Genomic DNA, 13,789 nt, shown 5'->3' with positions numbered 1-13,789 from the left:
AACTCCTTCTGAGCGATCGCTATATCCCTGCACAGGTTATCAAATTTCTATCTAGCAAGCTTTTTGCCTTTTTCCAACCGTCGAACTCACGTTAAGTTATGAAATTACAAAAAAGGACAGGCAAGATGCCCGCCTCACAAGAAATCAACCAAGAATGACTTTTTGCTAATATCGAATTCGCGGATCTACGTAAGCATTTAAAATATCAATCAAAATACTGGCACTCACAACGATCGCACCAAAAAATACCAGCACTCCCTGGACTGTGGGATAATCGCGATCGGCGATCGCTTGATACAATCGATTAGCCAAACCAGGCCAAGAAAATGTTACCTCTGTCAAAATCGCTCCACCTAACAGAGACGCAAAGGTTAATCCCAAGACTGTAATCACTGGAATTAAAGCATTCTTTAAAGCGTGAGAGGCTAAAATCTTATTTTCACCAATACCTCTAGCTCTAGCGGCTTCTACATAATCGGCTTGCAAGGTTTGCTTTAAATTCACTCGCACAATTCGCTCAAAAATCCCACTGAGCAAAATTCCTAGTGTGAGACTCGGTAGAGCCAGATGGTGTAAAGATGTGAAAAACTGGGTGAAATTTCCACCGAGTAAGCTATCAATTGTATACAATCCAGTGACAGGAGTGGGAGCCGGGAGATTAGGCGGAAAGCGGTTGGAATTGGGAAACCAACCCAATTGGACTGAGAAAATCAACTGCAAAAGCATTCCCGCCCAAAACATGGGGAGTGCGTAGGTGATGATACCAAATAAGCGCCCACCGACATCAAAATATGTCCCAGGACGGGAAGCCGAAAGAGTCCCAACCGCAATTCCGACGATGAGTGCAACGGCCATACTACATACTGCTAACTCCACCGTCGCCGGGAAATATTGCCCAATGATGTCCCAGACATTTTGTCCGCGACTCATTAAAGAAGTTCCCAAGTCAAAGCGTAGTATACTTCCCAAATAATTTAGATACTGTAGCCACAGGGGAAGATTTAAACCAAGTTGTTTTCGCAATTCTTCCTTAGCAGCTTCCGGCGCACGTCCACCAAGAATTGCATCTGCTGGATCTCCTGGTGTTGCTCTTAGTAAGAGAAATACAATGGTGATAATCGTTAATAGTTGAAGTGGCGCAAGAAGCAACCGAGAAACAATGTAATATTGTAAAGCTTTAGAGCGAGACATAAGCAATTAAAAGTTTAAAATTAAAAATGCAGTTTTTGTGAATATCTTAGCTATTAACTAGATATATATTGATTGAACATGAAATATTTTATTGCATAGTCATTGGTCATTAGTCATTACTAATGACCAATGACTAATGACCAATGACTACTTTTTAAGTGTCTGGTAAACCAGAATTTGAGTAGGATTAAGTTGTACGCTACTAACACCCTTTTGGGCAAATACATAGTCTTTGCTTTGCCATAAGGGAACGTAAGGTACATCAGTAGTTACTTGCGTTTGAATTTCGGTAAAAATTTTCTGACGCGCTTCGGGATTTAGTTCTTTGCGTTGCTGATCAATCAGTTTATTGATGGCTTCGCTATAGTAGAACGAACCCTGAGTTTGACTACCTCCATCTTCGCATCCTTTAGTAACTGAACCTTTGTCACAAGCCAAAAATGGCTGGACGTAATTATCTGGATCTAAAAAGTCTGGATACCAATCTAGTAAAGCTGCTGGATACAAACCCTTAGCAATGTCTTTAAAGAAGGCTGGCCCTTCGGCGGGAGTGACTTCAAATTGCAGTATTCCATCCATTTTGACATCCACAAGAGATTTGAGTGTCTGTGCTGCCAAACTACGAGTAGGTGAACTAGAAGGATACCAAACTTGCACTTTTGCGGGATTTTCTTTAGAGAAACCAGCGGTAGTTAATAATTTTTTAGCTTGATCGAAGTTAGCATCGCCATATTTCTCTTTGAATAATGGCACAGAAACTTTAAATGTCGTGGGAATCATACTGTAAAGCGGATCTGCTTGACCAAGTAAGACTCGTTCATTTAAAAGTGGACGGTCAATGATGGATGCGATCGCTTGTCTTACCTCTAATTTATCTAAAGGCTTTTGATTCCGGTTCAATACCAGATAACTTACTACACTACCTTCAGCTGCGATCGCTTGCCAATCCCCTTTTTTACCACCTTCTTCCAAACTCCGATTTTGATCTGGTTGCAGCGACAGATAAGCTACATCCACTGCACCTGTACGAAAAGCATTAAACAAATTAACCGGACTAGTTTGGATTTGGAGGTTAACACCCTTGTTAGCTGGTTTTTCTCCCCAATATTTATCAAACACATCAAATCGGATGGAATCAGTACCATACTGCGCTAATTTGTAAGGGCCAGTTCCTACAAAAATATTCGGCTTGAATTTACCAGCGCCAAGTTCGTAAGCTTTTGGTGAAACTGCACACACCCCAGGAAATGCCAACAGTGAGGGAAACGCTGCAAAGGGCTTTTTCAGCTTAATTGTCAACTCATACTCGCTTGTCGGTTTGATCGAATCTACTATATCAGCTAGTAAGAATGAGGGTTTTCCTTTATTTTGAATAAAGCGGTTGATGGTAAAGGCCATTGCTTGAGCGTTAAAGGGAGTCCCATCGTGAAAAACGACTCCCTGACGTAAGGGGATAGTATAGGTTAAGCCGTCTTGACTGACTTTGGGTAATGCTGTAGCTAGTTGGGGCTTAATTTCGGTGCTTCCTGGTTCGTAATTATAGAGGCGATCGCTCATATTAAACACCAAACCTAAAGATGCTAACTCATAAGCATCAGCCGGATCGAGGGTTCTTGGCTTGGCTGTTGTACCGATAGTAATCCGACCATCACCTGTAGGGGTATTTACAGAACCAGATGGCGGCGTAGTAGACTGCGGACGAGGAGCGCAACTAACAACTAAAAATAAACATAGACAAAACAAAGATAGGAATTGTGTAATCCGACCCCACCGTTTCACCGACAAGGAAAACCAGGACATAGCAATAATATATTTGATATCAGCGGTCAGTAATCTTACTACATTTGTGACTATTGTGCTGAATCTTCATAAATATAGAAGATAGTGGTTCTTTTTGGATGCAGCACGCGCTTTGGTTAGCAATATCTACGCCTAAGGTTAAGTTTATTGCTACTGTGACGATATATACGACGGGCTACATTTACACACTATATTAATTTGTTACAAAAATACATTAAGGTGGTTTTCTTGCGTATTGAAAAATTTTTATTTAATTTAAGATTTTCAACATTGGTTGAATTTGTCGTAGATTCATAGTTACGAGGAACTTAAGCTTTGACCTTAGCCTAAGTAGTTTATGTAAAGACTTAGCCTGTTGCTGCTTGGGCACAGATACCGATAAAGCGTTTTATCGTCAAATTAGCTGTATTGTCAAAAAGAAGAGTGTTTGAACATCAGCGACTAAAGCGATCGCGATATTGTTAACAGCAGATTGAAAGTCGAAATAGTGAGACTAAGACCGTGAAGTATTTCTTTCTATCTGAGGGATGGGCAGTTGCAAGAGTCTGGGCATCTGATGGACTCTGGCAAATAACTGCATGGCGACGCCAGCCAGATATTCAGCGAATGAATATTTGTTTAGTCGAAGAAAATGAATTGCTCTGGCTTTATCGAGTTGAAGAAGCCGTTTTAACCGTGGAAGTGAAGCCAACAACACCAGTAATTGGTAGTCAGACCATCGGTCAAGTAGTACTCAAGCGTCTGATGAGCGCCGAACAGGTAATCGAACGCCTGGGTACAGCCGAGGCGAAGTGTCAACTGCAAAATATCCACTTGGTAGTTCAGTAGATAGTGGGCATGGGGGGCAGGGGGGCAGAGGGGCAGAGGGGATAAAACATTATTACAACTTCTCTTCTCCCCTGCTCCCCTGCTCCCCTGCTCCCCTGCTCCCCTGCTCCCCTGCTCCCCTGCTCCCCTGCCTCCCCTACTCCCCACTCCCCACATCAAGAAAAGATAAGCAAATTTAATCCCCAACGGGTATTGGTAGCGAAAAAACTTGGAGATGCTACGCGATCGCATCAATTTACACGCTTGCAAACAATTCCATCAATAGTTACACTTTTTAAAACATTCTCATTTTTGCTTGGCGATGGCTACCCTACATAGGTAAACCTCCCGAAGCGAGTAAGCATTGCCAAAGTACCCACGGTGTATGACTTTTTAAGACTAAGCTGTGGTAGTACTCTGGCTCTGGCAATAACAAAAAACAAGAGAGAGTTTTATGAGTGGCGTTTTTCGTCTCTCATAACCTCAGTAAGAAAATTGCTTTGTAAACTAACTCATCGAGGAGGAGCGTAGTCGATGGGACTACCCTGGTACCGAGTACATACAGTCGTTCTGAATGATCCAGGGCGACTGATTTCTGTACACCTAATGCACACAGCCTTAGTAGCAGGCTGGGCTGGTTCGATGGCACTCTACGAACTAGCTGTTTTTGATCCTAGCGATCCGATTCTCAACCCGATGTGGCGTCAAGGGATGTTCGTCTTGCCCTTCATGTCACGTTTGGGCGTTACCCAATCTTGGGGCGGTTGGAACGTTACTGGTGGCCCATCCAGCGATCCTGGTTTCTGGTCATTTGAAGGCGTTGCTGCTGCTCACATTGTTCTTTCCGGTCTGCTGTTCCTAGCTGCCGTATGGCACTGGGTTTACTGGGATTTGGAACTATTTAGAGATCCCCGCACTGGTGAACCCGCCTTAGACTTGCCAAAAATGTTTGGCATTCACCTGTTCTTATCTGGTCTACTTTGTTTTGGATTTGGTGCTTTTCACGTCACCGGACTATTTGGGCCGGGGATATGGGTTTCTGACGCCTATGGTATAACTGGCGCAGCACAGGCAGTAGCACCAGAATGGGGGCCAGATGGCTTTAACCCCTATAACCCTGGTGGCATTGCGGCTCACCACATTGCTGCTGGTGTTGTTGGTATTATTGCAGGCTTATTCCACCTCACAGTTAGACCCCCCGAACGGCTCTACAAAGCCCTACGGATGGGGAATATTGAAACAGTACTTTCTAGCAGTATTGCAGCAGTCTTCTTCGCTGCTTTCGTTGTTGCTGGTACTATGTGGTACGGTAACGCCGCCACACCCATCGAATTGTTTGGCCCCACCCGCTATCAATGGGATCAACGCTACTTCAGTCAAGAAATTCAGCGCCGCGTTCAAACTAGCGTTGCTCAAGGTGCAACCCTTGACCAAGCTTGGTCGCAGATTCCCGAAAAACTGGCTTTCTACGATTACGTCGGTAATAGCCCCGCGAAAGGCGGTCTATTCCGTACAGGGCCGATGGTGAAGGGTGATGGTATTGCCCAATCTTGGCAAGGTCACGCCGTATTCAAAGATTCTGAAGGACGGGAATTGACCGTGCGTCGTCTCCCCAACTTCTTTGAAACCTTCCCAGTAATTTTGACCGATGCAGATGGAATTGTCCGCGCTGACATTCCCTTCCGTCGGGCAGAATCTAAGTATAGCTTCGAGCAATCTGGTGTCACCGTTAGTTTCTACGGCGGCAATCTGAATGGTAAGACCTTTACAGAACCAGCTGATGTGAAGAAGTATGCTCGTAAGGCTCAAGGTGGTGAAATCTTTGAATTTGACCGAGAAACCTTGAACTCTGATGGTGTATTCCGCACCAGTCCTAGAGGTTGGTTTACCTTTGGACACGCCGTATTTGCTCTGCTGTTCTTCTTTGGTCATCTCTGGCATGGTTCTCGGACAATCTACCGAGACGTATTTGCCGGTGTTGATGCGGATCTAGAAGAGCAAGTTGAGTGGGGTCTATTCCAGAAAGTGGGTGACAAGTCAACCCGCCGGAAGGAAGCCCTTTAAGGGACTGGGAACTAGGGACTGGGGACGAAGCTAAGGGAGAAGAGTTTTTCCCCTCTGCTCCCCGCCCCCTACCCCTCTGCATCTTTTCACCCAGTACCCAATCCCTAATCCCTCATTAACTAGCTGGATAAAGAGGAAATCGTAATATGGAAAGCGTTGCGTACATCTTGATTTTTACTCTCTGTATAGGTACTCTCTTTTTTGCGATCGCATTTCGCGAACCCCCTCGCTTTGAGAAACCAAAAGATAAGTAGATCCTATTCCCAGAGCAAACAGATTTAACGTTAATATCCGTTGCTACCATACTTAGTAGCAACGGATATTATTTTTTATCTCAATACAGTTCAGATAAGCCCAAAATACTTGTAGAGACGACGATTTATCGCGTCTAGAAAACCTCAACACAAAAAAAGGTGACTCTGAATTTCAGAGTCACCTGTAATATTTATTCTGAAACAGTCTAAATTTTTCCAATCAATTGGGAATTTAGACCTGTGAAAGTTTACTTGTCGGCTTCAGTAATAGGAACCCATTCAGTGTGGAAACTTCCGGGCTTATCAAGACGTAGATAAGTATGTGCGCCAAAGTAGTCGCGTTGTGCTTGAGTCAAGTTTTGAGGTAAGCGATCGCGGCGATAGCTGTCAAAATAATCCAAGGAGGCGCTAAATGCGGGTACTGGAATTCCCACTGTTGCAGCTGTCGCAATCACTTCCCGCCAAGCAGTCTGTCTGTCGAGAATTGTCTGCTTAAATTCGGGAGCTAACAGCAAGTTAGGCAAAGCTGGATTTTCGCTAAAAGCCTTCTTAATCTTATTCAAAAAGCGAGCGCGAATAATACAACCACCTTTCCAAATCCGCGCCATTTCGCCCAGATCCAAATTCCAGTTATATGTTTTGGAAGCTGTGGATAGCAACGCCATCCCTTGAGCATAAGAACAGATTTTTGAGCAATAGAGAGCATCACGTACTTTATTGATAAAGTCCTTAGTTTGCCCGTCATACTTGCCACTGGGGCCTGTGAGGACTTTCGATGCTGCAACCCGCTCTTCTTTAATCGAAGATATAATCCGGGCATTAACTGCTGCTGTAATTGTAGGGATAGAGACTCCTAATTCCAACGCAGTTTGTACAGTCCAGCGTCCAGTTCCCTTTTGACCTGCTGCGTCAACAATCAAATCCACCAGGGGTTTATTTGTGTCTGGGTCAATATATGGAAAGATATTCTTCGTAATCTCGATCAAAAATGAATCGAGTTCATCAGTGGTATTCCATTCAGCAAACACGTCATGTAGCTGACTAGGATTTAACCCAGCAACATTTTTCAGCAAGTCGTAGGCTTCAGCAATTAGCTGCATATCGCCGTACTCAATGCCGTTGTGTACCATTTTTACATAGTGGCCAGAACCACCAGGACCAATGTAGGTTACACAAGGGCCATCATCGACTTGGGCAGCAATTTTGTTGAAAATTGGTGATAGAAACTCGTAAGAGCTTGTTGTACCTCCAGGCATCAGAGATGGGCCATTCAACGCCCCTTCTTCACCGCCACTGACACCCATACCAAGATAACGAAGCCCAGTAGGTTCTAATTCCTGAGTGCGGCGTTCCGTATCTTCAAACCAAGAGTTGCCACCATCGATAATGATATCGCCTTCTTCTAACAAGGGTTTGAGTTGAGCAATCACCGCATCCACTGGCTTACCAGCTTGCACCATTACTAGAATTTTGCGGGGACGTTCCAATAAAGCAACGAATTCTTCTAGAGTAAAGGCGGCTTTGACGTTCCGTCCTGTAGCACGCTGCGCCATAAACGCATCCGTTTTTTCGCGGGAGCGGTTGTAAACTGCAATTGGGAAGCCATTGCGCTCCACGTTGAGAGCGATGTTCTCACCCATAACGGCTAATCCAATCACACCAAAGCTTTGTAGTGTCATAAAAAATTTCTGGCTAACTCTTGCAGATCCTTTACCTATAAGGGTAGTCCGATATTTTCCGTTCTCCCCTAAAGAAGACCTTAAGACTTGATATAAATGACAAAAATCCACAACTAACATGGATAATTAATTTTAAATTGTATCTAAATCAACAATTGACTGGCAAAATTTGCAAAATTGTTAGTTGAGGGACTGGGGACTGGAGACTGGGGACTGGGCACTAGGAAGGAATTTAATTCACTAAATTAGTTTTTCTTCCTAATACCTAATACCCAGTACCCGATCCCCAGTACCCGATCCCCAGTCCCCAATCTCTAGTCAAAGGAGTAACCAAATAATGCTGGCATTTGTCCTAGCTTTGGTGGTCGGTCTTGGTAGTTTAGCCATTTACATAGCAGCTTTCTTTTTTCCAGAAATCCACCGCAAGAATGACTTTATCTGGAGTGGTGTAGGATTGTTCTATGCTTTAGTCTTATGGGTGTTTGCACCACGCATTACTGGAGGCTTGTTGCTGGGTCATGTGGCTAGTGTGGCTCTTTTGGTCTGGTTTGGCTGGCAAACTCTATCATTACGTCGGCAATTGACCCCACAGGCACAACAAACCCAAGTACCCAGTGCTGAGACGGTAAAAACTGGCATTCAAGAACAGGTAAATAAGTTGTCCCTTCAGGAACGGCTAGGTCAGTTGCAAAAAGGTCTGGGTAGCACCTTCAGTGGCGCGAAAGACAAAGTGCAGCAGACTGTGAGTAAAAAAACGCCCACAACCCCCAAACCTGAAGATATTACTTCTGTACTGTCAGAGAAACCTGCTGTTGAGATTATTGACAAAACTATTGTCATACCAAAACCACCAGTAGAGGAGATAGTTACTACTGACACCGAAGCAAAAACTGAGATTGTACCGGAAGCGATTCCCCCACATCCCCCATCTCCTGAATTGGTGGAAGCAGCGCAACCAGATTTTGAAATTGAGGATAAGCAACCGATTCCCGTAGAAGAAATTGCGCCGGATGCGGCACTCGCTCCCCCAGCAGAAACGCCACCGGAACAAATACCGCCTAATTAAGGTAGTTGAATGCTGTGAAACCCACCATTAACCTAATATAATGTCGGGTTTCACTCAACTTGCTTTAATGTTCTTGTGAGATAATTCTTTAAGCAGTGGTACGAGTTCAGTAAGAAGTATAAGTTAAGGCTTTAATGAATTTAGATAAATTTTAAAGCATAGTTTAGGGAAGGCTCTCAACTAACTTGCGTTTTTAAAGTATGTTCTCCTTGTTTACCGCTAAAAAATCTTTTTTGCCCAGAGTGGATCATCATTGCACAGATAATTCCCTTGAATAAGTTCCAAGAATTTATAGATAATGCCAAATATTGCCAAACCAATCAGTGCGACGTTTAATTAACCTTGTAGCCTGTAATTTATATAAGCATTATCAGTAAATAAAGGCACGCAATCACTTACGTTGTAAGCGGCGGATAGTTCAACATCTGACTCAAAACCTTTTTCAATCAACTCTTTACCAGAACTGCATTTTTTCAAGTATCCCAGTAAATCCTGCTGGAAAGCCTGAAATGTTGTCACAGCGACTTCGGCTTCTGGTGATAGACTGCCATCTAAATAACTGAGAATTGCGCCAGCACCAATTAAATCTTCAAATGCAGGACGTAGACTACCATCATCTTTCCACCTCTCCCCGGCAGGAATCACAGCAATTTTATCACCATACTTTTGAGCAAACTGCGCTATAGCTTGGCAATTTCGCAAGCAACCAGCCAAAGTTGGTGTATTCCCTGTATGTAAAGTCAGAAAAGAACCATTGGGTGATGGTAAAACTAGTCTGGTTCCAGCAGGAATCTGAGCTAGCGATTTTGGCGAGAGAGAATATCCACTTATTGTCCAACGTTGTCTATGACTTGCCAATTCTGCTCGCACTGACTTGGCATAATCTATCACAGATTCATCTCTCATTGCGTAGGGAAAAATTATCGCTCCATTGTTGGTAGCAATTTCTACACAAGTAGAAAAAGAGAGAACGTCAACTATCACAACTACATCACTGATAGGAGCGAGTTCAGCAACTCCTTTTGGCCCCCATTCACAGCGTAAATTAAACTCCGATTGGTTGTAAATCATTGGTGCGATCGCAAAAGACAATATGATAAAAATCAAACCATAGATAAGTAAGCCAACGTAAATAATTAAAGGTTTGTAGTCATCTACGAAACGCTACGCTAACACGTACAAACTAAAGGTTAGCAGTAAGTAGGTGAGCAGTTATAATCAATATAAAACTTCCAGGTTGAAAATATTATGAATTTAACTGTAAAAACTTATCCTAACAATACTGCACCCAAGTTAACTTATGATGTGCTGATTGAAAATCAACAAGATGGTGGAGTTAGTGCGACAGTGCTAGGCTTACCAGACTGTCAAGGTTTGGGAAATACAGAAACGGAAGCGATAGAAAAACTTAGTCAAAGTTTGCAACATCGTTTAGAATCTGCCAAGATAGTCACTTTAGCAATTAAAGTACCCCAAGTAGTAGAAAACCCTTGGTTAAAAATAGCTGGTAAATATAAAGATGATTCGCAATTTGATGAGATACTGGAATATATAGAATAATATCGGCGCGAATTAGATGAAAGAAGGGAGTTAAGGTAAATTTAGATTTGAATAATTTAAGAATACTATATTTGGATTTGGCTAAACTTATGTATTCCTTCTTCTATTGTTGAATATCTTTGAGGATTTCCTTAGCTTCTTCGTTCCCTAAGCTTGCAGCTTTCCGAAAATCTTCCATTCCTTGATACATATTCTTATTCATACTATGACTAGCACCTCGTAAAAAGTAGACTTTATCATTATTGGGATTTATATTAACTGCTTTGTTACAGTTATTTACTGCTTCAGTATAATCTTTCAATTTGAAATATGCTGCACCTCGTAAAAAGTAAGCTTCATCATTATTAGAATTTATCTTAACTGCTTCGTTACAGTCATCTACTGCTTCAGTATAATCTTTCAATTTAAAATGCTCTGAACAACGGTTAACGTAGTCTTTATCAAGGTTAGAATTTGTTTCAGAATTCAAATTATTAGCAAAAATAATCAGTGAAAGTGAAGAAACTGCTATTAAACCTATTAAAATCAGAGCAATCATTTTATAACGGATAATTAGCAGATTTATGTAGGCTTGCGTAAAGTTGGCATCAATATGTAAAGCTTGGTTGTAATCGTTTATTGCTCCCTGTTTGTCTCCTAGTGTAGAACGTGCAAGCTCCCGATTGTTGTATGCATCGGCATGATTAGGATTAATACGCAAAGCTTGGTTGTAATCGTTTATTGCGCCCTTTATATCTCCCAATACATAACGGCTAAGTCCCCGGTTGTTGTAGGCATCGGCATCTTTATCTTTGTAAGAGGTATGTTTTTTAGGAAATATATCAATACCAAGTTTTACGGAGCGATCGCACCAATAACACTTACCATAAGTTCGGCTGTAGTAGTGGCTGTCTACTTTTCCACAGATAGTTAACTCATTAACAGCAAGTCTGAGCGCCTTTACCCAATCCCCAGCAGTTGGGCGCAAGTTAGAATTTTTATAACCATCGTTAAAGCATCTGAGAAAACATCGCTGAACCTCTGGGTGAATAATCTCAAGAGGAATTGTCCTTTCTACAGGTTGCATCAAACCGTTTGGTGCATACAGCCATAAACCCTGACGGATACGATCATTAGCTTCTGGAGGTTCCCCCGCACCTGTCAACTTTCCCGCAAAAGGACTTTCACCACCAAACAACAACTGATAGATAATCACTGTTAACCGGAAGCGATCGTGTACTTCCGTTTGATCGATGCTAGAAAAATCTTGATCAATCAGTTCCGGTGGTGTAAAGCCCTCTGAACCAACTAGACAACGATAAACCTTATTATTTTTCGGATTCCGAACTTGAAATGAGTCAGTATCAATAATAGAAGGTAGGGCGCGATCGTTTACAAGAATATTTTGCGGCTTGATGTCACCCAAAACATAGCCAGAAATGTGAATCGCTTCAATAATTGAGGCGATATTCAGCGCTGTTGTGTGCAGAAAACGCCAATCAACCTCAAGTTTCAAATCCTTACGACGCTTGGGGTTGTATATATCAATAAGTTCTTTTCCTTCCTTAATTTCCGGCATTAAAAAACCCACACAGTTACCCTGAGCATCTTTCAGTACCGACTTAGGCCAAGCAAAAGAAATATGATTGAGGTGAGAGTTTGGCTCTTTGGGTCGGTGCGCTATCATCACTGCCAACTTTTGCACACGCTCAGGAGTTTGGTCGTGGTAAACTTTCGCTAAGTAACCATTGCGATTAGTTCGCCAAACCTTAGCTTCACCACTATCAGCTATCCGTTCACCCAGCAGAGTAATCGATTGACCCGTACTAGCACAGGTGAGAACTGTCATCGAATTTTACTCTCTATCAAACAAGCACAAAAGTAAAGTTTTATCATCGCCAGTGCGAGAATTTAGCCGTTCAGAGTTGAGGAATTCCTTCAGATATTTATCTTCTTCCTCCTCATTAACAGGTTCGTGCAAGTATTCCTCCAAAGGTTTAAAGAAAGGCAAGAAGGGTTTCCAGTCGCTCAAACGAATTGCTACTTTTTCTAGTCCATCAGTGGAAGCGCAAAGAAACTCTTGTTTTTCGTTAATAACCTTTACCTGCATTTCTTTTAGTGCATTTGTTGAGGTAATAAAAGTTGTTTCATTAGCAAACTCACCTTTATCTGGCTGAAATAACAGTTGATATTCTGAATCTTCAGAACGCCTTACAATAAATCCATCCCCGATTTGCATCGCTGCAACCCAGTCAGGATTCGCCACGAAAACCAATAACGTACAAGCTAAATCATTGATAGAATAATCTTCTTTCGCTGCTTGCTTCTGTAATTCTGTAATAACTTTGTTCACAATCTCAGCAAACACTTTCTGAGCTTCTTCTTGGGATAGTGGTTGAGAATCTTGCTTCTGAGGAAATTCATTAATTTCAGAAAAGCATTTGAGGACTGTTTCTACCACCAAGCGAGAACCAACATCAGAATGTTTAGCACTACCAGCACCATCAGCAACAGCACCTACAATCACATCGTCAAAGCTGCGATAATTCCCATAATCTTGACAACCTATCCCCTGTTTTTGATGACTTGTTCCAATCTCAGAACGTCGAACAGCTTTCCACTTCACAAAATTTCCTCTAACTAGTAATTTGACCCCATCCCATAGCCGGTAAAGCTACAGCTTGTCCTACTTTGCCACTAGAAACCCGTTTCACCGAAGCAGAAAGCCAGACAAACAGTTCACGAAAATCTAAGCCATTTAGCGTAACTGGTGGACGTTCAGGAGGAGAAATTTGTTTGAGGATATTCATATCAGCATCTTTTACACCAACCGCAAAAAATAACAGTCAGCTTTGTGCTTCTGCTTGTCTCAATCTTTGCGCGGCTGAATTCCAGGAGTCAGTTGGTGTTCCATCTGTAATCAAAAACACCCAAGGGCGATAATAGAGAATACCGTTGTTCTGATAAGTCTGTTTCCGGTTTTCTAGAAAATCCAAAGCATACTCAATTGCCGCACCCATTGGCGTAACACCACCTACTTCCAATGTAGGCGGTGTAAATTGGCCAATTGTTACAAAATCTTGCGTGAGTTTAACTATGGGGCTAAATGTGATCATGGCCACTTCCACACTCAGCGATGCTTGGGAATCTTTTTGTACATCTTCTTTGAAAGCAGCAAGTCCTCGATTTAACTCTTGGATAGGCTTACCTGTCTAGAGCCAGAAGTATCGAGCAACAGAATTACAGGGCAACGATTTTCTGGATTTTCAACGAATTCAGGCATTCCTACAGCCATTTAATGCTCCTATTGAGTAAATTATTATACAAAATATATAATTAAATTTTATTAGCTAATAAATACTTAAACACTAGTGTTTTTACTGAAACAA

General features: G+C 42.3%; 11 protein-coding genes and 1 pseudogene. 5 read left to right on the top strand and 7 right to left on the bottom strand.

Annotated elements, in window-relative coordinates:
* Nucleotides 1–165: 165 nt before the first annotated feature.
* Both V7L31_RS10880 and V7L31_RS10875 read right to left on the bottom strand, forming a co-directional pair.
* Nucleotides 166–1,191, bottom strand: coding sequence for an ABC transporter permease (locus tag V7L31_RS10880; RefSeq protein WP_292714796.1), 1,026 nt, complete (start codon nt 1,189–1,191; stop codon nt 166–168).
* A gap of 147 nt (nt 1,192–1,338) precedes the next feature.
* Nucleotides 1,339–2,991, bottom strand: coding sequence for an ABC transporter substrate-binding protein (locus V7L31_RS10875; protein WP_334696226.1), 1,653 nt, complete (start codon nt 2,989–2,991; stop codon nt 1,339–1,341).
* Nucleotides 2,992–3,492: 501 nt separating this feature from the next.
* Here V7L31_RS10875 and V7L31_RS10870 point away from each other — a divergent pair.
* From V7L31_RS10870 to V7L31_RS10860, 3 genes are all read left to right on the top strand, one after another.
* On the top strand, nt 3,493–3,819 hold the full coding sequence (locus V7L31_RS10870; RefSeq protein ID WP_289795423.1) for a hypothetical protein: 327 nt from the start codon (nt 3,493–3,495) through the stop codon (nt 3,817–3,819).
* A gap of 513 nt (nt 3,820–4,332) precedes the next feature.
* Nucleotides 4,333–5,862, top strand: a complete 1,530-nt coding sequence (gene psbB / locus V7L31_RS10865) for a photosystem II chlorophyll-binding protein CP47 (protein ID WP_334696225.1) — start codon at nt 4,333–4,335, stop codon at nt 5,860–5,862.
* A gap of 146 nt (nt 5,863–6,008) precedes the next feature.
* Nucleotides 6,009–6,116, top strand: coding sequence for a photosystem II reaction center protein T (locus V7L31_RS10860; protein WP_084227385.1), 108 nt, complete (start codon nt 6,009–6,011; stop codon nt 6,114–6,116).
* Nucleotides 6,117–6,364: 248 nt separating this feature from the next.
* Here the strand turns inward: V7L31_RS10860 and gndA are convergent, their stop codons facing one another.
* Nucleotides 6,365–7,795 carry an NADP-dependent phosphogluconate dehydrogenase gene (gndA, locus tag V7L31_RS10855; RefSeq protein WP_334696224.1) on the bottom strand — a complete coding sequence of 477 codons (1,431 nt, stop codon included), beginning with the start codon at nt 7,793–7,795 and terminating at the stop codon, nt 6,365–6,367.
* A 337-nt stretch (nt 7,796–8,132) separates the two neighbouring features.
* On the opposite strand from gndA, the gene V7L31_RS10850 reads away from it, so the two are divergent.
* Nucleotides 8,133–8,861 (top strand): Ycf66 family protein, encoded by a 729-nt coding sequence (locus V7L31_RS10850; protein WP_334696223.1) that lies wholly within the window; start codon nt 8,133–8,135, stop codon nt 8,859–8,861.
* Between the two features lie 336 nt (nt 8,862–9,197).
* Here V7L31_RS10850 and V7L31_RS10845 read toward each other — a convergent pair whose 3' ends face one another.
* Nucleotides 9,198–9,968 carry a 2-phosphosulfolactate phosphatase gene (locus V7L31_RS10845; protein WP_334696222.1) on the bottom strand — a complete coding sequence of 257 codons (771 nt, stop codon included), beginning with the start codon at nt 9,966–9,968 and terminating at the stop codon, nt 9,198–9,200.
* Nucleotides 9,969–10,109: 141 nt separating this feature from the next.
* On the opposite strand from V7L31_RS10845, the gene V7L31_RS10840 reads away from it, so the two are divergent.
* Nucleotides 10,110–10,421: a type II toxin-antitoxin system HicB family antitoxin gene (locus V7L31_RS10840; RefSeq protein ID WP_334696221.1), complete on the top strand. Its 312-nt coding sequence runs from the start codon at nt 10,110–10,112 to the stop codon at nt 10,419–10,421.
* Nucleotides 10,422–10,524: 103 nt separating this feature from the next.
* Here the strand turns inward: V7L31_RS10840 and V7L31_RS10835 are convergent, their stop codons facing one another.
* The 3 genes and pseudogenes from V7L31_RS10835 to V7L31_RS10825 all read right to left on the bottom strand — a co-directional run bounded on the left by V7L31_RS10835 (nt 10,525) and on the right by V7L31_RS10825 (nt 13,695).
* Nucleotides 10,525–12,249 (bottom strand): tetratricopeptide repeat protein, encoded by a 1,725-nt coding sequence (locus tag V7L31_RS10835; RefSeq protein ID WP_334696220.1) that lies wholly within the window; start codon nt 12,247–12,249, stop codon nt 10,525–10,527.
* Between the two features lie 6 nt (nt 12,250–12,255).
* On the bottom strand, nt 12,256–13,026 hold the full coding sequence (locus V7L31_RS10830) for a PP2C family serine/threonine-protein phosphatase (protein ID WP_334696219.1): 771 nt from the start codon (nt 13,024–13,026) through the stop codon (nt 12,256–12,258).
* Between the two features lie 10 nt (nt 13,027–13,036).
* A pseudogene (locus V7L31_RS10825) lies at nt 13,037–13,695 on the bottom strand (vWA domain-containing protein).
* Between the last annotated feature and the right edge of the window lie 94 nt (nt 13,696–13,789).

This window comes from Nostoc sp., from assembly GCF_036916655.1.
Lineage (GTDB): Bacteria > Cyanobacteriota > Cyanobacteriia > Cyanobacteriales > Nostocaceae > Nostoc.
The sequence above is the reverse complement of the archived record's forward strand: the minus strand, read 5'-3'. Positions and strand labels throughout refer to the sequence as shown.